Source organism: Pseudonocardia adelaidensis (assembly GCF_039543345.1).
GTDB classification, from domain to species: domain Bacteria; phylum Actinomycetota; class Actinomycetes; order Mycobacteriales; family Pseudonocardiaceae; genus Pseudonocardia; species Pseudonocardia adelaidensis.
In genome coordinates, this window is record NZ_BAABJO010000019.1 from 56,393 (window position 1) to 73,554 (window position 17,162).

The window sequence follows — 17,162 nt, forward strand, 5'->3', positions numbered from 1 at the left end:
ACCACACGAAGCCGACCGGGAAGAAGTCCCGTGCAGATCTCCATCGAAGTCAATGGCAGTACCGAGAACCTCGACGTCGAACCCGGTGTCACGCTGCTCGACGCACTGCGTGAGCGGCTGGACGTCACCGGCCCCAAGAAGGGATGCGACCGCGGCCAGTGCGGTGCGTGCACGGTGCACGTGGGCGGGCGCCCCGTGCTGTCGTGCCTGACGCTCGCCGCCACCGTGCGGGGGCCCGTGACCACCGTGGAGGGGCTCGCCGCCGACGGCCGGCTGCACCCGGTGCAGCAGGCGTTCGTCGAGCAGGACGCGCTCCAGTGCGGGTTCTGCACGTCCGGCCAGATCATGTCCGCCGTCGCCGCGGTGGAACAGGACGTGGCGGACGTGCGGGAGTTCATGTCCGGCAACGTCTGCCGCTGCGCCGCCTACCCGAACATCGTGGCGGCGATCGACCAGGTGAGGCGGGCCGATGCGTCCGTTTGAGCTCACCGCCCCCGCCACCGTCGAGGACGCCCTCGCCGAGCCGGGCACGTTCCTCGCAGGCGGCACCACCCTGGTCGACCTGATGAAGCTCAACGTGCTCACACCGCAGCACGTGTTGGACATCAACGCGCTGCCCCTGCGCGGTATCGACACGAGCGACGGGCTGCGGCTGGGCGCGCTGGAGCGGATGGGCGACATCGCGCGGCACCCCGGCGTCTACCCCGCCGTGTCGCGCGCCCTGCTGCAGAGCGCATCCCAGCAGCTGCGCAACATGGCCAGCATCGGCGGCAACCTCCTGCAGCGCACGCGGTGCACCTACTTCCGCGACGTGGCGATGCCGTGCAACAGGCGGGACCCGGGCAGCGGCTGCCCGGCCCGCTCGGGCGCCAACCGGATGCACGCCGTACTCGGTACGAGCGACTCGTGCGTGGCGACGCACGCCAGCGACGTCGCGGTCGCCCTCATCGCGCTGGACGCGCGGGTCACGCTGGCCGGTGCCGGCGGAACCCGGACCGTGGAGCTGGCGGACTTCTACCGGCTGCCCGGCGACACCCCGCAGGTGGAGAACGACCTTCGTCCCGGCGAGCTGATCACCGAGGTCGTGGTGCCGCGGCTCGACTGGGCGGCCAACTCCACCTACGTCAAGGTGCGCGACCGCCAGTCGTACGAGTTCGCGCTGTGCTCCGCCGCGGTCGCGCTGGACGTGCGCGACGCGCGCATCGTCGACGCCCGGGTGGCCGTCGGCGGCGTGGCGACGGTGCCGTGGCGCCTGCGTCCGGTGGAGGCGGCCCTGCGCGGTGCGCCGGTGTCCCAGGAGGCCTTCGAGAGCGCCGCCGCCGTCGCGACCGAGGGCGCCGCACCGCTGTCCGGGAACGGCTTCAAGCTGCCGCTGCTGCGGCGGACGATCGTGCGGGCGCTGCGGGAACTGACGGAAGGGAGCCGGGCATGACGAACCGGATCGACGGTCCGCTGAAGGTCACCGGCCGCGCGCAGTACGGGTTGGACCACAACTTCCCGGGCATGCTGTACGGCTACGTGGTCACGAGCACGATCGCGAACGGCGAGATCGTCGCGATGGACGTGACCGCCGCCAAGAGCGCTCCCGGCGTGGTCGCCGTCTACTCGCCGTTCGACCCGCTGACGCTGCGCAGGCCGAACAGCCCGATGCTGGGCGAGACGTGGGTGCCGCTGCAGGACCGGGACGTCGCCTACTACGGGCAGCCCGTCGGCTTCGTCGTGGCGCAGACCTACGAGCAGGCCAGGGACGCCGCCATGCTCGTCGAGGTGTCCTACGCGGAGCGGCCCGCCCGCACGTCGCTCGTGGACAACCTCGACCTGGCCGAGGACGGGCCGCCCGCCATGGACGGCACCCCGCCGACGCACGCCGTGCTCGCGCCGGGCGTGGAGTCCATCGAGGACGCGCTGGCGGCGAGCCCGGTCGTGGTGGAGGGCACCTACTCCACGGCGACCCAGAACCACGCGGCGATGGAACCGCACTCCGCGGTCGCGGTCTGGGACGACGATGCCAACGACAACGATGCCAACGACAACGATGCCAACGACAACGATGCCAACGACAACGATGCCAACGACGACGATGACACCAACAACGGCCTGACGATCTACAGCGGCAACCAGGGCGCGAGCTTCCAGCAGGAGGACATGGCCGCCGCGCTCGAGGTCGAGCCGTCGTCGGTGCACACGATCAACCCGTTCGTGGGCGGCGCGTTCGGCGGGAAGGGCAGCACGTCGGTCCCGGCGTTCCTGGCGGCGGCCGCGGCCCGGGCCCTGGGCCGGCCGGTGAAGGCGGCGCTGAGCCGGGAGCAGGTGTTCACCGCCACCGCGAACCGCGCGGAGACGCTGCAGAAGGTCGCGCTCGGTGCCGACCGGGACGGCACGCTGATCGCGGTGCGCCACGACTCGTGGTGCAGCGCGGCACTGGACCGGTCGTTCGTGGAGCAGACGTCGCACACCACGTCGGGGGAGTGGTACGCCACCCGCAACCTGGCCACCACCCAGAAGGTGGTGCCGCTCACCATCCCGCGGACCACGTTCATGCGGGCGCCGGGCGAGGCACCCGGCTCGTTCGCGCTGGAGAGCGCGATGGACGAGCTGGCCGTCGCGCTGGACATGGACCCGATCGAGCTGCGGATGCGCAACAGCTCCACCGGCCCGGTCGGCAGCGACCTGCAGTGGTCGAGCAAGTACCTCGACGACTGCTACCGGATCGGCGCCGAGCGCTTCGGCTGGTCCCAGCGCTCGGCCACCGGCCGGGAGGACGGCGACTGGCTGGTCGGGATGGGCATGGCGTCGGCGTTCTTCCCGGCCCTGCGGTTCCCGGCCACCACCGAGATCACGCTGCGGGCCGACGACACGGCGGTGGTCTCGGTCGGCGGCGCGGACCCGGGTACCGGGTTGCTGACCGTGATGTCGCTGATCGGAGCCGAGTCGCTGGACATCGCCGTGGAGCGGATCACGCCGCGGCTGGGTCGCTCCGCGTACCCGCCCGGCGGGCTGTCCGGCGGGTCGACCGCCACGGCCAGCGTGGGCTCGGCGATCATGGTCGCCGCGTCGGCGGTGATCGACGACCTGCAGGCGCTGGCGAGCGCGCCGGGCGGGCCGTTCGAGGGCCAGGACGTGACCTACGCGGACGGGCGGGTGCTCGCAGGCGGCCGGTCGATGACGTTCGGCGAGCTGCTGACGGCGCTGGGCCGCGAGTCGGTCTCGGCGACCGGTTCCTCCGCCCCCGGCGAGGAGCTGACCAAGCACTCGTTCAGCTCCTTCGGCGCCCAGTTCTGCGAGGTCCGCGTGCACCGCTGGACCCGGGAGGCACGGGTGTCGCGCATGCTCGGGGTGTTCGACGCCGGCCGGATCATCAACGAGAAGGCCGCCCGCAGCCAGCTGATGGGCGGGATGATCTGGGGTGTCTCCGCGGCGCTGCACGAGGGGCTGGAGATCGAGGGGAACGGCCGGCTCGCCAACGCCGACCTGGCCGGGTACCTCCTCCCGGTCAACGCCGACATCCCCGAGGTCGACGTGCACTTCGTGCAACACCCGGACACGCTGCACAACCCGGTGGGCGCGCGGGGCGTCGGCGAGATCGGCACGGTCGGCATGGCCGCGGCCGTCGCCAACGCCATCCACAACGCCACGGGCATCCGCGTCCGGCACCTCCCGATCACGATCGAGGATCTTCTGGATGACGAGGTGTCTTGATGACGAGGTGTCTTGAGGTCGTCGCGTGACCGAGAATGTGTTCGAGAAGCGCGGAGCGGGCCGCCCGGGGCAGCCGGGACCTGATGGATCACCGGAGTCTGCGGCCCACATGCGGGCTTCTCACACACATTCTGCCGACCGGGAGCGCTGGGACGCCCGCCACGCCGTCGACGTGGCCGCCGACGCCGGGGCACCCGCCCCGCCCGACGCGCTGCGTGGCCGGACGGAGCTGCTCCCGGCCGGCGGCCGCGCCCTCGACGTGGCGTGCGGCCGCGGCGCCGTGGCCGTCTGGCTGGCGGCGCGCGGGTTCGCGGTGGACGCCGTGGACGTGTCCCCGGTCGCGCTGGACGCCGGGCGCGAGCTCGCCGCGCGGGAAGGCGTGACCGTGCGGTGGGTGCTCCACGACCTCGACGCCGGGCTGCCGGCCTCGGAGCCCGACAGCTGCGGCGCCCACGACGTGGTCGTCTGCCAGCGGTTCCGTGACCCCGCCCGGTACCCGGAGCTGCCCGCCCTGCTCGCGCCGGGCGGGCTGCTCGTGATCACCGTGCTGTCCGAGGTGGACGAGGGACCGGGCCCGTTCCGCGCGGCAGCGGGCGAGCTGCGGGCGGCGTTCGGCGCGCTCGAGGTGCTCCACCACGTCGAGCGCGCGGGCGAGGCGAGCCTGGTGGCCCGGGTCAGCGGGCCCGCGTCGGTGCCAGGCCGTCGGTGAAGTCGGCGTCCTTGGTCTCGCGCAGCGGGGCCAGGCTGACGATGCAGATCACGGCGATCACCAGGACGTACGCCGACACCGCGGCGCTCGACCCGGTCTTGGCGAGCAGGTCGGTGGCCACGAGCGGGCTGATCCCGCCCCCGACGATCCCGCTCGCGCTGTAGGCGAAGGAGGCGCCCGAGTACCGGTAGCGCACCCGGAACAGCTCCGGCAGGAACGCCCCCATCGGGCCGTACAGCATCGCGAAGCAGAGCAGCCCGCCGGTCATCGCGAGCGTGATCAGCAGCGGCTGCCCGGTGTCGACCAGCCAGAAGAGCGGGAACGCCCACACCGCCGCGAGCACGGCCGACGCGAGGCAGAGCCGCTTGCGCCCGATGCGGTCGGACTGCACGGCGAACCAGAGCGTCGCCACGCCCATGACGGCCACGGCCACCATCGCGGCGAGCAGCATCGTGGTGCGGTCCACGTGCAGGGTGCTGGTTCCGTACGACAGCACGAATGTGGTGACCGTGTAGAACAGCGTGTGCGCCAGGATGAACGACAGCGTCGCGAGCAGCAGCACCAGCGGCTGGCTGCGCAGCAGGTCCGCGAACGGCACGCGGGAGCGCTCCTGCTGGTCCATCGCGGCCTGGAACACCGGGGTCTCGGCGATCCGCATCCGGATGTAGTAGCCCACGACGAGCAGCACGGCCGAGGCGAGGAACGGGATGCGCCAGCCGACCGCGCGGAACGTCTCGTCGGACATCGTCGCGTCCAGCAGCAGGAAGAGCGCGTTCCCGAGCACGAACCCCACCGCCGGACCCAGCTGCGGGAACGCCGAGTAGAGACCGCGCTTGCCCGGCGGCGCGTACTCGGTGGCGAGCAGCACCGCGCCGCCCCACTCGCCGCCCAGGCCGATGCCCTGCAGGAAGCGGGCGATCACCAGCAGGACCGGGGCGAGCACCCCGATGGTGTCGTACGACGGGATCAGGCCGACCGCGACCGTCGCCCCGCCCATCAGAACCAGCGAGACGATGAGCATCCGCTTGCGCCCGATCCGGTCACCGAAGTGGCCGAACAGGATCGCGCCGAGCGGCCGGGCGACGAACCCGACGGCGAACGTCGCGAGCGATGCGAGCGTGCCGGCGAGCGGGGAGAACGACGGGAAGAACACGGCGCCGAACACGAGCGCCGCCGCCGTGCCGTAGATGTAGAAGTCGTAGAACTCGATCGCCGTGCCGACGAAGCTGGCGATCGCGATCCGGCGACCCGACGGTGCTGTGGGGGAGCTCATCGCTCGGCCTCGCTGCGCTCGGCCGGCGCTTCGCGCGGGGGCTGTGACATCGGTTCGCTCGCAAGCTCGCTCATCGGACAAGTGTCGGTGCCGTCGGGTCCCAGTCCTCCGGCAGGGCCGGGCCGACCTCGACCGTGCTCGCGAGCTCGACCGGCGCCCCGCGCTCGGCCGCCTCGGCTGTGGAGATCATGACGTCCAGCACGTGCTCGCCCAGCTCGCCGGACGCGCGCGCGGGCCGCCCGGCCCGCACCGCCCGCGCCAGCTCGAGCACCCCCGTGCCGCGGGTGGCCGGAGCGGGGACGGCCGGCGTGGTGACCACGTCACCGTCCATGCGGTGCACGACGATCTCGCCGGCGAACGTGTTCGGGTCCGGCACGGCGATCGTGCCCTCCGTCCCGGAGATCTCGAGCATCCGCCGCTTCACCGCCGAGTCGAAGCTGAAGGTGCTCTGGGCGCTCGCCCCGCCGGCGAACCGGTAGATCGCGGCGACGTGGGTGGGCACGGTGACGTCGAACGTCTGCCCGGCGCGCGGTCCCGAGCCGATCGTGCGCACGGCCCGCGCCCGCGAGGTGACCGCCGAGACCTGTGAGACCGGCCCGAGCAGCTGGACGAGCGCCGTGAGGTAGTACGGCCCGAGGTCGAACAGCGGGCCCGCACCCTCCTGGAACAGGAAGTCCGGGTTGGGGTGCCACGACTCCGGCCCCGGGCTCTGCAGGAGCGTCAGGGCCGTGAGCGGCGTGCCGATCGCCCCGGACTCGACGAGCCGGCGCGCGGTCTGGATGCCGGGCCCCAGGAACGTGTCCGGCGCCGTCGCCACCCGCAACCCGCTCGCGCGCGCGGTGTCGAGCAGCGTGCGGGTGCTGGCGCGGTCGAGGCCGATCGGCTTCTCGTTCCACACGTGCTTGCCGGCGGCGAGCGCCTGCAACGCGACGTCGACGTGCGCCTGCGGCACCGTCAGGTTGACGACGAGCTCGACGTCGTCGTCGTCCAGCACATCGGCCACCGGTCCACCGCGGGCCACACCGAACGCGGCGGCCTGCGCGCGGGCCCGCTCGGCGTCGAGGTCGCCCACGACGCGGACGTCGAGGTCGGGCAGGGCGGTGAGGTTGCGCAAGTACTCCGTGCTGATCACCCCGGCGCCGATGACGCCGACCCGGACCGGCCCCGAGCCGTTGGTGCCGCTCATGCCAGGCCTTCGGCCCGCAGCCACGCGACGCTGTCGGCGACGGCCTGGAACCGGTCGCCCCTCGTGTCGTCGAGCTCGACCACCCGCAGGGCGTCCGGGGCGGCGGCGAGGATCTCCCGCACCGCGAGCCCGCCCTGCCCGACCGGCACCTGGTCGATCGGGTCCGGCGTGGCGGGCCCGTCCTTGACGTGCACGGCGGTGACCCGCTCCCCGAGCCGCTTCAGCAGCGCCACCGGGTCCTGCCCGCCGACCGCCGCCCAGTACGTGTCGACCTCCAGCACCACCGCCTCGTCGAGGTGCCCCGCGAGCACCTCGAGGGCCGGCGTGCCGTCCCGAGGCATGCCCTCAGTGGGGTGAAGGACGATCTCGAGCTCCTGGGCGTGGTTGTGGTAGCCGAGGCGCACCCCGTGCTTCGCGGCGACGGCGGCCGCGGCGTTGAGGTCGTCGGCGACCGCGGCCACCCCGTCGGCGCTCTCGAAGCGCTCCCGGTCGATCCGCGGGTCGAAGACGGTGCCCACCTCGAGCGCCGCGGCCGTGGCGAAGATCTCGTCCGCTCCGTCGACGCCGACGACGTGCTGGTGCGCCGTGGGTGCCGTGAGCCCGCTCGCCGCGAGCGCCGGCCCGAGCTGCGCGGCGTAGTCGGTGAGGCGGAAGGGCTCGACGTGCGCGAGGCCCAGCCCGGCGAGGCGGTCGAGGGTGCCGGGGAGGTCCTCGGCCAGCAGCTCGCGGACGGTGTAGAGCTGAACGGAGAGGGGAGTCACGACTCGAGGATCACCGCTGGCGGGCGTCCGGGGCAAGCGCTGTCCCAGGTGACGGACACTAGCCCGCCTTCCCGGCAGCGGGCACGGTCTCCCGCGCCGCCACCGCGGCCGCGAGCGCCGTGGTGATCGGCACCGACGCGACGAGCCCGATGCTGCCCACCAGGGTCCGCACGATCTCGGTGGCCACGTCCTGCGACGTGACGATGTCGCCGAACCCGCGGCCGGACAGGGAGAACAGCAACAGCAGCGGCAGCGCCGCACCGGCGTACGCGAGCACGAGGGTGTTCACGGCGGACGCGACGTGGTCCCGCCCGATCCGCATCGCCGCCGTGAACAGGCGGCGGGCGCTCAGCTCCGGGTTGGCGTGACGGAGCTCCCACACCGCGCTCGTCTGCGTGACGGTCACGTCGTCGAGCACACCGAGCGCACCGATCACGACCCCGGCGAGCAGGAGGCCGCGGGCGTCGACGCCGGTGCCGAGCGTGGCGATGAGGTTGCTCGTCTGGTCGTCGAGGCCGGTGAGCCGCGCCGCGACGGAGAACCCGGCGCCGAGCGCGCCGATGAGCGCGAGGGACAGCAGCGTGCCGAGCACGGCCGTGGAGGTGCGGGCGGACGGGCCGTGCGTCAGGTACAGCACCGCGAACATGATCAGACAGGCGCCGACCACCGCGACGGCGAGGGGGTCGCGGCCGGCGAGGATCGCCGGGACCACGAAGAAGAGCAGCACCACGAAGCTGAGGCCGAGCGCGATGAGCGCCGCGAGACCGCGCCACCGGCCCAGCACGAGCACCGCCACCGCGAACAGGCCCGCGAGCCAGATCAGCGGGCTGTCCCGCTGGAAGTCCACGACCTGGTAGGACCCCGCGTCGTCGGCGTCGGCGCCGGACCAGCTCAGCACGACCCGGTCACCGACCGCGAACGTCGGCGTGCCCGGCTCGAGCGGCACCACCTGCACGAGGTCCCGGCCCGGCCGCGGCCCGTCCGCCATGTGCACGACCAGCGCGACGCAGCCGCCGGTGCCGGAGCCGGGCGAGCAGTCGGCCGCCGTGGTCGCCGTGACCTGGGCCCGCACCGGCTGCTGGTTGCCCGGGCGGGCCGTGTCGGGCGGGCCGCCGGTGGGCCGGAGCAGGACGAGCCCGACGAGCGTGGCGAGCGCGCACGGGACCAGCAGGGCGGCGATGAGGATCCGCACCCGCCGCCCGGCGGGACGGGCCGGCCCGTGTCCGTGTCCGTGGCCGTGCCCACCCGGTGTGGCGGCGTCCTGCGTGGGCCGCCGGAACCGGCCGGCCCAGGCGGGAAGCCCGAACGGCAGAGCGAGGCCGAGCACCCGCGGGCGGCCGGGCGGGCCGTCCGGGACCGCCTCGGCGTCGGACTCCGCGGCCGCGCGCGCCGCGTCGTGGCGGCCCAGCAGCTCCGGGGTCAGCGCGGGCGTCTCCATGGTGGTCTCGACGAAGAGCTCGGCGGGCGCGCCGGGCGGGTCACCCGGGCGGCGGCTGGGCATGGGGGCTGGTGCGGCCGGGCCGACCGGGCCCCGGCCCGGGCGGCGGGGCAGGCCGCGGACCCGGGGGCGGGCGGGCCCTCGGCCCGGGGGCTCGGGGCCGGCCTCGAACTCGGCCTCGAACTCGTGGTCGAATTCGTGGTCGGATTCGTGGTCGGATTCGTGGTCGTACTCGTCGTCGATCTCGGGCGCGATCCCGGCGGCGGGCCTGCGGCGAGGTGGCCCGGCGGGCTCGACGCGGTCGCGCTCGCCCGGGACCGAGGTCGCCGAGCTGCTCGCGGCGGGGGCCGCGGGGTGGTCGACGTAGGGGTCGGGCGTGGCGGTGTAGCGGGCGGGTGGTCCATCCGCGGGGTAGCGGTCGCCGGGGGCCGCGTACGGGTCGGGGGTGGACGCGTCTGCGTACCGGTCGCCGGGGTGGGGAGCGTCCCGATGGCCGTCGGCGCGACGTCCGGCTCCGCGATCGGGCCCCGCCCGCGTGGCCGACCGGGACTGGTCGTCGGGCCGGTCGACCGCGGTCCAGCCCTCGCCGGCCCACCCCCCGCCGGTCCAGCCCTCGTCGGTCCAGCCCTCGTCGGTCCAGCCGCCGTCGGTCCAGTCGTCGTGCCACGGCCCGCGGTCGCGGGTGCCGCTGCGGCCGCCGCCGTTCGCGCGGCCGTTGGCACCGCCGTTCGCGCGGCCGTTCGCGCGGCCGTTGGCACCGCCGTTCGGGGTGCCGTTCGGGGTGCCGCCGTACCGGCGGTCGTACGCGCTGTCCGCGGGCGGCTCCGCGCCCCGCGCGTGGCGCGGGCGGTCGGGCTGGTGGACGGCGGGGAAGCCGACCTCGGGCGTCTGCGGCGGCTCGGCGGGGCGGTCGGTGCGGTGTCGGCCGGATGCGCGTCTGCCACGCACCGCACCGGTGGTCTGGTCCGGATGGTCAGCGGCCACGTTCCCATCCTGTCAACGCGTGCCGCCGGCTTCTCGTCCCGTCCGTTCGCCGGTGGGTGCCGCGCGGCCACCGGCCCTTCACCTGGGGGTAAACGGTTGTGCGTGCGATCGTCAGTGCGCCTGGCGTCCGCTCGGCGCATCGGGGCTGGTCCGGTCGCCGATGAGGTGGGCGAGGACGTCGTCGGCGATGGCGGCCGCGGCAGCGTCGGTGTCGACGCCGAAGCCGGGCTCGTCGGCCTCGAGCGGTTCGAGCGTGGCGAGCTGGCTGCCCAGGAGCGAAGGCGGCATGAAGTGGTCGCGGCGGTTGTCGACCCTCCTCTGGAGGAGCTCGCGCGTGGCGAGGAGGTGCACGAAGCGCACCGAGGGGTGCCCGTCGCGCAGTACGTCGCGGTAGCTGCGCTTGAGCGCGGAGCACGTGACCACGGCGTCGCGGCCCGCGGCCTCCTGCTCGCCGATCCAGGCCGCGATGCGGCGCAGCCACGGCCAGCGGTCGGCGTCGTCGAGCGGGGTGCCGGCCGCCATCTTCGCCCGGTTGGCCTCGGGGTGCAGGTCGTCGCCCTCGACGAAGGACCATCCGGTGCGCCCGACGATCTCGGCGGCGACCGAGGACTTCCCGACCCCGGACACGCCCATCACCACCACGGTGTGAGTCGTCGTGGTGTTGGTCGTCGAGGTGTCGGTCATGGTGGCAGCTTCGCGCATCGGCGGGCAATGCGCTTGCACATCGACTCGAACGCGTGTTCGATACCGGTATGGCTTCCGAGTTCCGGTGGAGCGGGCAGCAGGTGCTCGACGAGGCGGTCGGGGCCGCGGCCGCGCTGCCGGGGATGCGCGGGCTGCTCCGATCGGTGCGCACCCCGGAGTTCGCGGGCACGGTGTTCCACGAGGTGGAGGCGAAGTCGGCGCTGAACCGCGTCCCGGGCGCCTCGCGGATGCCGTTCACCTGGACGGTCAACCCGTACCGGGGATGCACCCACGGGTGCTCCTACTGCTTCGCTCGCAATACGCACACCTACCTCGACTTCGACGCGGGTGCCGACTTCGACAGCCAGATCGTCGTCAAGGTCAACGTGGCGCGGGTGCTGGAGCGCGAGCTGCGGTCGCCACGGTGGCAGCGGGAGCCGGTGGCGATGGGCACCAACACCGACCCCTACCAACGCGCGGAGGGCCGCTACCGGCTGATGCCGGGGATCGTGGGGGCGCTGGCGCGCTCGGGCACCCCGTTCTCGGTGCTCACGAAGGGCACGGTGCTCGCCCGCGACCTGCCGCAGCTCGCCGCGGCGGCCGCCGACGTGCCGGTGTCGCTCGGAGTGTCCATAGCCCTCGTGGACCGGTCGCTGCAGTCCCGCCTCGAGCCGGGCACGCCGTCGCCCGCGGCCCGCCTGGATCTGGTTCGCCGCATCACCGATGCGGGTTTCGACTGCGGCGTGATGGTGGCGCCGGTGCTGCCACTGCTCACCGATTCCACCGATGCCCTCGATGCCCTCTTCGCGCAGATCAGGGCGGCGGGTGCGGTCGGTGCCAGCGTCATCGCCCTGCACCTGCGTCCGGGCGCCCGCGAGTGGTTCCGGGGCTGGCTCGCCCGCGAGTATCCGCGCCTCGTCGAGCCCTATGCCCGGCTCTACCGACGCGGCTCCTACGTCGACGCGGACTACCGGCGCGCTTTGGCGGAGCGCGTCCGCCCGCTGCTGCGCGAGCACGGCCTGGACCGCGGCGTGGGGATGCCCCGCGGTCGAGCTCAGGAGGCCCCGAGCACGCCCCCCGCCGAGCAGCTGACGCTCCTGTAGCCGCACTTCGCACATCGAGTAGGCACGTCACACAAGGCGGGCGCTGTGCGAAGTGCGCGCTGGGTGTGCGGAGTCGGGCGTGGGGTGCAGGTAGCCCTTCCACCTTCGCCGGATAGCCTCTTTCGTCGTGATGCGCAGCCACCCCGCCGGCACGCTCCGTGCCGACCACGCCGGACAGTCCGTGACCCTCGCCGGGTGGGTGGCGCGCCGCCGGGATCACGGCGGTGTGATCTTCATCGACCTCCGGGACGCGTCCGGCTCGGCGCAGGTCGTGTTCCGCGAGGGTGAGATGGCCGAGCGCGCCCACCGGCTGCGCGCCGAGTTCTGCGTGCAGGTCACCGGCGAGGTCGTGCGCCGCCCGGCGGGCAACGAGAACCCCGATCTCGCCACCGGCGAGATCGAGCTCACCGCCACCGGGCTCACGGTGCTCTCGGAGTCGGCGCCGCTGCCGTTCCCGGTCGACGAGCACGGTGACGCGAACGAGGAGATCCGGCTCAAGCACCGCTACCTCGACCTGCGTCGCAGCGGGCCCGCCGCGGCGCTGCGGCTGCGCAGCGAGGCCAACCGGATCGCGCGCACCGTGCTGCACGAGCGGCAGTTCGTCGAGGTCGAGACGCCCACGCTCACGCGGTCCACGCCCGAGGGTGCCCGCGACTTCCTCGTGCCCGCCCGGCTGCGTCCCGGGTCCTGGTACGCGCTGCCGCAGAGCCCGCAGCTGTTCAAGCAGTTGCTGATGGTGGCCGGCACCGAGCGCTATTACCAGATCGCGCGCTGCTACCGCGACGAGGACTTCCGCGCCGACCGGCAGCCCGAGTTCACGCAGCTCGACATCGAGATGAGCTTCGTCGACCAGGACGACGTGATCGAGCTCGGCGAGGCGATCGTCGCGGCGCTGTGGTCGGAGCTCGCGGGCTACGAGATCCCACGCCCGATCCCGCGCCTCACCTACGCCGATGCCATGGCCCGCTACGGCTCGGACAAGCCGGACCTGCGCTTCGGCGTGGAGCTCACCGACCTCACCGAGTACTTCTCCGACACGTCGTTCCGGGTGTTCCAGGCGCCCTACGTCGGGGCCGTCGTGATGCCCGGCGGGGCCTCGCAGCCGCGCAAGCAGCTCGACGCCTGGCAGGAGTGGGCCAAGCAGCGTGGGGCCCGTGGCCTCGCCTACGTGCTCGTCGACGACGACGGCGCGGTCAGCGACCGCGGCCCGGTGGTGAAGAACCTGTCCGAGGCGGAGCGGGAGGGCCTGCCGAAGGCCGTCGGCGCCGCGCCGGGCGACGCGATCTTCTTCGCCGCCGGCCACCCGTCCGACGCCCGCGACCTCCTCGGTGCCGCCCGCGGCGAGGTCGCCCGCCGCTGCGGGCTGGTCGACGAGAGCGCGTGGTCGTTCGTGTGGGTGGTGGACGCGCCGCTGTTCGAGCGGGTCCGGGACGACAAGGGCAACGAGCTGGGCTGGACCGCCGTCCACCACCCGTTCACCTCACCCAACCCGGACTGGACCGACCGCTTCGAGGAGGCGCCGGACCAGGCGCTGGCCTACGCCTACGACATCGTCTGCAACGGCAACGAGATCGGTGGCGGGTCCATCCGTATCCACCGCTCGGACGTGCAGGAGCGGGTGTTCGCCCTGCTCGGCATGGACGAGGCCGAGCAGCGGGAGAAGTTCGGCTTCCTGCTCGACGCGTTCGCCTACGGGCCGCCGCCGCACGGCGGCATCGCGTTCGGCTGGGACCGCACCTGCATGCTGCTCGCGGGCGGCGACTCGATCCGCGACGTGATCGCGTTCCCGAAGACCGGTGGCGGCTACGACCCGCTCACCGCCGCGCCCGCGCCGATCACGGCCGAGCAGCGCAAGGAGGCGGGCGTGGACGCGGTGCCGCCGCCTGCGCCTGCAGCGGCGTCGCCGGCAGCCGACGAGCCGCCGACGAAGCTGTGAGCGGTGCAGCCGCGGGAGTGAGCGCCCCGTGCTGCACATGAGGGTGATCGCGCCGGCGGACCGCTCGGACGCGGTGCGGGATCTGCTCGTGGCCGAGCCGGGCGCCACCCACGTCACGGTGCTCCCGGGCGCCGCCGTGCAGCCGGCCGGGGACGTGGTCGAGGCCGACGTCGCCCGCGAGGCCACCGACGGGCTGCTCGGGCAGCTCTGCGCGCTGGGCATCGACCGGTCGGGCGGCGTGACGCTCGAGCTGATCGACACCAGCCTCTCCGACGCGGCCGACGCCGCCGAGGAGGCCGCCCCCGGTGATCCGCAGGACGCGGTCATCTGGGACGAGGTGGTGGCGCGCACGGGCGAGGAGTCCCGGTTCTCACTGAGCTTCCAGGCCTTCCTGACCATCGCGTGCCTGCTGGCCGCGATCGGCGCGATCACCGATTCGCCGGTCACGGTGGTCGGGGCGATGGTGCTGGGGCCGGAGTTCGGCCCGCTCGCGGCCGTGGCCGTGGGGCTCGCCCTGCGCCGCGGTGACCTGCTGCGCCGCGGGGCGTTGGCGCTGGCCGCCGGGTTCCCGCTGGCGATGGCCGTGACGGCGCTCGGGTCCGTGGTGCTCGACGCGACGGGGCTGCTGTCCACGGCCGCACTGGCCGACCTCAGCCAGGTGGCGTTCATCTTCGAGGTCGGACCGTTCTCGCTGATCGTCGCCCTGCTCGCAGGCGCCGCCGGGATGCTCGCGCTGACGTCGGCGAAGTCGGGGTCGCTGGTGGGGGTGTTCATCTCGGTCACCACGGTGCCGGCCGCCGCGTTCGCCTCGGTGGCGCTCGTCGAGGGCCGCTACACGCAGGCGATGCAGTCCGGGTTGCAGCTGGCGATCAACCTGATCGGTATCGTCGTCGCGGCCGCCGCCGTTCTCCTGCTCGCCCGCAGCCGTTCGCAGCGGGGCAGCCGGAAGCTGTCCGCGGGGTAGGGTCTGACCAATGGTTCGCGACCTGGGCGGCTTCCCCAGGCCGGTGCTGGCCGCGCTGGCTGCCGCCGAGCGACTGCTCACCCGCCGGTCCGGCGCCGGTGTCGTGCTCGCCGATCCCGAGGACCTCGGGGGGAGCGAGCGGTCGGTGGTGGCGCGGGCCCGGCTGGCGCGCAACCCGTTCTCGCTGCCGCGCACGATCGTCGTCAAGCACTACCTCGGCGAGCCCGATCCGGACCGGCCGGACCCGTTCCACTACGAGGTGGCCAGCTGCCAGCTGTTCACCGCGCTCCCGGCCGATGCCCGCCCCAGCCCCGTGCTGATCGCGCACGACCCGCAGACCCGGCTGCTGGTGCTGGAGGACCTGGGGCGCAGCTCCACGCTGGCCGACAAGCTCTTCGGGCCCGACCCGGCCGCCGCACGGCGCAACATGCTCAGCTGGGCGCGGGCGCTGGGCCGGATGCAGGCCGCGACGGCGGGGCGCGAGGGCGACTTCGGCGCGCTGCTGCGCAGGCTGGGGGAGCGGGCATGGCGTGATCCGGTGGCCGAGGACGCGCGCGTGGCGCTCGCCAAGGGGCCGGCCCTGCTGGCCCGGGAGCTGGGGGTCGACGCATCGTCCGCCGCGGTGCTGGAGGCGCACGAGACCGCCCGCCTGCTCGGCGGCACCCGGTACCGGGCGTTCAGCCCGTCCGACACCTGCCCGGACAACAACCTCGTCACCAGCAGGGGCGTGCGGTTCGTGGACTTCGAGTGGGGGTGCTTCCGCGACGTCGCCCTCGACGCCGCGTACCTCCGCGTGCCGTTCCCCGGCTGCGAGGCGAGCTTCGCGCTGCCGCCCGGCCTGTCCGACACGATGCTGGAGGCCTGGCGCAACGAGATCGCCGCGGTCTGGCCGGACCTCGACGAACCGGCAGTGCTCGAACGGAGGCTGCTGCACGCGCAGCTGTTGTGGGTGTGGCTCACCACGTGGTGGCTCCTGCCCCGGATCCGGGAACGGGACCGCCCGATCGGCCCCGACGCCACCCGCTCTCCCCGGATCAGCAGCGCGCTCGGGCACTACTGGCGCCAGATGGCCAGGGCCGCCGAGACCGGCGGCCTGCCGGCGACCGCCGAGCTCGGCGACGCGGTGGCCGATGCGCTCGGCAAGCGGTTCCCGGATGCGCCCGGCACGCTGCCGGTCTACCCCGCGTTCCGCTCGGTCGCCTGATCCCACACCGACTCCGGCGCCGGCACACCGACTGCAGTTGCTGTGCGAGCGACGAGCGTGGTGTGCGAGCAACGTCGGACCGCGGCGCGCCGAGCGTTCGCCCACCTGCCCTCGGCGCGTCATCCCGCGCACACCCCGGGTGAGCCGACGTCGATGATCGTGTCGGTGTGAGCGTGCAGCCGGCGATCGTGCCACCGCCCGAACCCCACCGGCCCCGACTCTCCCTCGTCGCGCCGCGCGTCCACACCCTGGTGACGCTCGGCGACTCCACGGCCGCCGGGCTCGGCGACCCGATGCCGGGAGGCGGGTGGCGCGGCTTCCCGGTGCTGCTGGCCGAGGCGCTCGGTGCGCGGCTGGTGAACCCCGCGGTCACCGGGGCCCGTGTGGCCGACGTCCGGCGCGACCAGCTGCCGGTGGCGCTCGCCGCGGAGCCGGACGTCGCGGTGGTCTTCGTCGGCATGAACGACACCCTGCGCTCGGACTTCGACCCGGCCCGGATGCGGGCCGACCTCGCGGCGACGGTGGGTGCCCTGCGGTCGGCCGGAGCGCACGTCGTGCTGATGCGCTACCACGACCACACGCGGGTCTTCCCGCTGCCGGCGCCGCTGCGGCGCGCCCTGTGGCGGCGGGTGGTGGCGCTCAACGCGGCCGTCGACGCAGTGGTCGACGGGGCGGTCGACGGGGCGGCCGACGGGGTGGTCGCCGCGGGCGGCGGGATCGGCGTCCTGGACCTGGACGCGCTGCCCGGCGGGTACGAGCCCGCGGCGTGGGCGATCGACCGGCTGCACCCCTCCGAGCTGGGGCACCGGATCCTCGCCGCCGGGCTCGCCACGCTCGTCGCCGATGCCGGTTTCGCGGTGCCGGGCCCGGTGAGCCTGCGGTGCGGCGGCGGACGGGAGGTGACGGTCCTGCACCGGGCCGCGTGGCTGGTGTTCAAGGGCGTGCCGTGGCTGGTGCGGCGCGGCCGGGACCTCGGCCCGGTGATCGTGCAGGGGCTCGCGGGCGAGCTTCGCGCGGCGTGGAGGGGCCGCCGACTTGTCAGGCGGCCCGGCGCGCCGGCACCGGAGCCGCGGGCGCGGTGGGCGTGGCGATCGCGAGCAGCGCCTCGATCCGCCACAGCTGGGCCCGGGTGCAGGTGGGACAGATCCAGGTGATCGACCCGTCCGGCTCGTGCTGGCTGCTCCAGGCGAGCCCGGCGGCGTCGGCCGGGGTGCGCTCCAG

At 74.1% G+C, this 17,162-nt stretch carries 14 protein-coding genes; 9 read left to right on the forward strand and 5 right to left on the reverse strand.

Annotated features, from left to right (window positions below; all coding sequences use genetic code 11):
* The first annotated feature begins 30 nt into the window (after nucleotides 1–30).
* The 4 genes from ABEA81_RS24065 (at nucleotide 31) to ABEA81_RS24080 (ending at nucleotide 4,408) form a co-directional block, all read left to right on the forward strand.
* The gene (locus tag ABEA81_RS24065; RefSeq protein WP_345607571.1) at nucleotides 31–483 is read left to right on the forward strand and encodes a (2Fe-2S)-binding protein; all 453 of its coding nucleotides are present in this window, start codon (nucleotides 31–33) and stop codon (nucleotides 481–483) included.
* Nucleotides 470–1,432 carry an FAD binding domain-containing protein gene (locus ABEA81_RS24070; RefSeq protein WP_345607572.1) on the forward strand — a complete coding sequence of 321 codons (963 nt, stop codon included), beginning with the start codon at nucleotides 470–472 and terminating at the stop codon, nucleotides 1,430–1,432. Before ABEA81_RS24065 ends, ABEA81_RS24070 begins: the two co-directional genes overlap by 14 nt.
* A complete protein-coding gene (locus tag ABEA81_RS24075; protein ID WP_345607573.1) occupies nucleotides 1,429–3,699 on the forward strand; it encodes a xanthine dehydrogenase family protein molybdopterin-binding subunit in 2,271 nt (756 codons plus the stop codon). The genes ABEA81_RS24070 and ABEA81_RS24075 overlap by 4 nt, the downstream gene beginning before the upstream one ends.
* Nucleotides 3,700–3,808: 109 nt before the next feature.
* Nucleotides 3,809–4,408 (forward strand): class I SAM-dependent methyltransferase, encoded by a 600-nt coding sequence (locus tag ABEA81_RS24080; RefSeq protein WP_345607574.1) that lies wholly within the window; start codon nucleotides 3,809–3,811, stop codon nucleotides 4,406–4,408.
* On the opposite strand, the gene ABEA81_RS24085 is transcribed toward ABEA81_RS24080, so the two are convergent.
* The 5 genes from ABEA81_RS24085 to ABEA81_RS24105 all read right to left on the reverse strand — a co-directional run bounded on the left by ABEA81_RS24085 (nucleotide 4,374) and on the right by ABEA81_RS24105 (nucleotide 10,734).
* Nucleotides 4,374–5,681, reverse strand: coding sequence for an MFS transporter (locus ABEA81_RS24085; RefSeq protein WP_345607575.1), 1,308 nt, complete (start codon nucleotides 5,679–5,681; stop codon nucleotides 4,374–4,376). The genes ABEA81_RS24080 and ABEA81_RS24085 overlap by 35 nt on opposite strands.
* A gap of 70 nt (nucleotides 5,682–5,751) precedes the next feature.
* Nucleotides 5,752–6,867 carry a Gfo/Idh/MocA family protein gene (locus ABEA81_RS24090; RefSeq protein ID WP_345607576.1) on the reverse strand — a complete coding sequence of 372 codons (1,116 nt, stop codon included), beginning with the start codon at nucleotides 6,865–6,867 and terminating at the stop codon, nucleotides 5,752–5,754.
* Nucleotides 6,864–7,628 (reverse strand): sugar phosphate isomerase/epimerase family protein, encoded by a 765-nt coding sequence (locus tag ABEA81_RS24095; protein ID WP_345607577.1) that lies wholly within the window; start codon nucleotides 7,626–7,628, stop codon nucleotides 6,864–6,866. The genes ABEA81_RS24090 and ABEA81_RS24095 overlap by 4 nt, the downstream gene beginning before the upstream one ends.
* 58 nt (nucleotides 7,629–7,686) lie before the next feature.
* The gene (locus tag ABEA81_RS24100; RefSeq protein ID WP_345607578.1) at nucleotides 7,687–10,050 is read right to left on the reverse strand and encodes a YibE/F family protein; all 2,364 of its coding nucleotides are present in this window, start codon (nucleotides 10,048–10,050) and stop codon (nucleotides 7,687–7,689) included.
* A gap of 111 nt (nucleotides 10,051–10,161) precedes the next feature.
* Nucleotides 10,162–10,734 carry a gluconokinase gene (locus tag ABEA81_RS24105; protein WP_345607579.1) on the reverse strand — a complete coding sequence of 191 codons (573 nt, stop codon included), beginning with the start codon at nucleotides 10,732–10,734 and terminating at the stop codon, nucleotides 10,162–10,164.
* 68 nt (nucleotides 10,735–10,802) lie between these two features.
* On the opposite strand from ABEA81_RS24105, the gene ABEA81_RS24110 reads away from it, so the two are divergent.
* The 5 genes from ABEA81_RS24110 to ABEA81_RS24130 all read left to right on the forward strand — a co-directional run bounded on the left by ABEA81_RS24110 (nucleotide 10,803) and on the right by ABEA81_RS24130 (nucleotide 17,095).
* Nucleotides 10,803–11,837, forward strand: coding sequence for an Rv2578c family radical SAM protein (locus tag ABEA81_RS24110; protein ID WP_345607580.1), 1,035 nt, complete (start codon nucleotides 10,803–10,805; stop codon nucleotides 11,835–11,837).
* A gap of 127 nt (nucleotides 11,838–11,964) precedes the next feature.
* Nucleotides 11,965–13,773 (forward strand): aspartate--tRNA ligase, encoded by a 1,809-nt coding sequence (aspS, locus tag ABEA81_RS24115; protein WP_345607581.1) that lies wholly within the window; start codon nucleotides 11,965–11,967, stop codon nucleotides 13,771–13,773.
* A 28-nt stretch (nucleotides 13,774–13,801) separates the two neighbouring features.
* Nucleotides 13,802–14,737, forward strand: a complete 936-nt coding sequence (locus tag ABEA81_RS24120) for a DUF389 domain-containing protein (RefSeq protein ID WP_345607582.1) — start codon at nucleotides 13,802–13,804, stop codon at nucleotides 14,735–14,737.
* 10 nt (nucleotides 14,738–14,747) lie between these two features.
* Entirely contained in the window at nucleotides 14,748–15,941 is a 1,194-nt protein-coding gene (locus ABEA81_RS24125) for a hypothetical protein (protein WP_345607583.1), read from the forward strand.
* A gap of 167 nt (nucleotides 15,942–16,108) precedes the next feature.
* Nucleotides 16,109–17,095 (forward strand): SGNH/GDSL hydrolase family protein, encoded by a 987-nt coding sequence (locus ABEA81_RS24130; protein WP_345607584.1) that lies wholly within the window; start codon nucleotides 16,109–16,111, stop codon nucleotides 17,093–17,095.
* Nucleotides 17,096–17,162: the final 67 nt, after the last annotated feature.

Coding starts and splice junctions, on each gene's coding strand:
- ABEA81_RS24125 (WP_345607583.1), top strand. CDS start 14,748: ATGGTTCGCGACCTGGGCGGCTTCCCCAGGCCGGTGCTGGCCGCGCTG.
- ABEA81_RS24075 (WP_345607573.1), top strand. CDS start 1,429: ATGACGAACCGGATCGACGGTCCGCTGAAGGTCACCGGCCGCGCGCAG.
- ABEA81_RS24085 (WP_345607575.1), bottom strand. CDS start 5,681: ATGAGCTCCCCCACAGCACCGTCGGGTCGCCGGATCGCGATCGCCAGC.
- ABEA81_RS24080 (WP_345607574.1), top strand. CDS start 3,809: ATGCGGGCTTCTCACACACATTCTGCCGACCGGGAGCGCTGGGACGCC.
- ABEA81_RS24070 (WP_345607572.1), top strand. CDS start 470: ATGCGTCCGTTTGAGCTCACCGCCCCCGCCACCGTCGAGGACGCCCTC.
- ABEA81_RS24105 (WP_345607579.1), bottom strand. CDS start 10,734: ATGACCGACACCTCGACGACCAACACCACGACGACTCACACCGTGGTG.
- ABEA81_RS24110 (WP_345607580.1), top strand. CDS start 10,803: ATGGCTTCCGAGTTCCGGTGGAGCGGGCAGCAGGTGCTCGACGAGGCG.
- ABEA81_RS24090 (WP_345607576.1), bottom strand. CDS start 6,867: ATGAGCGGCACCAACGGCTCGGGGCCGGTCCGGGTCGGCGTCATCGGC.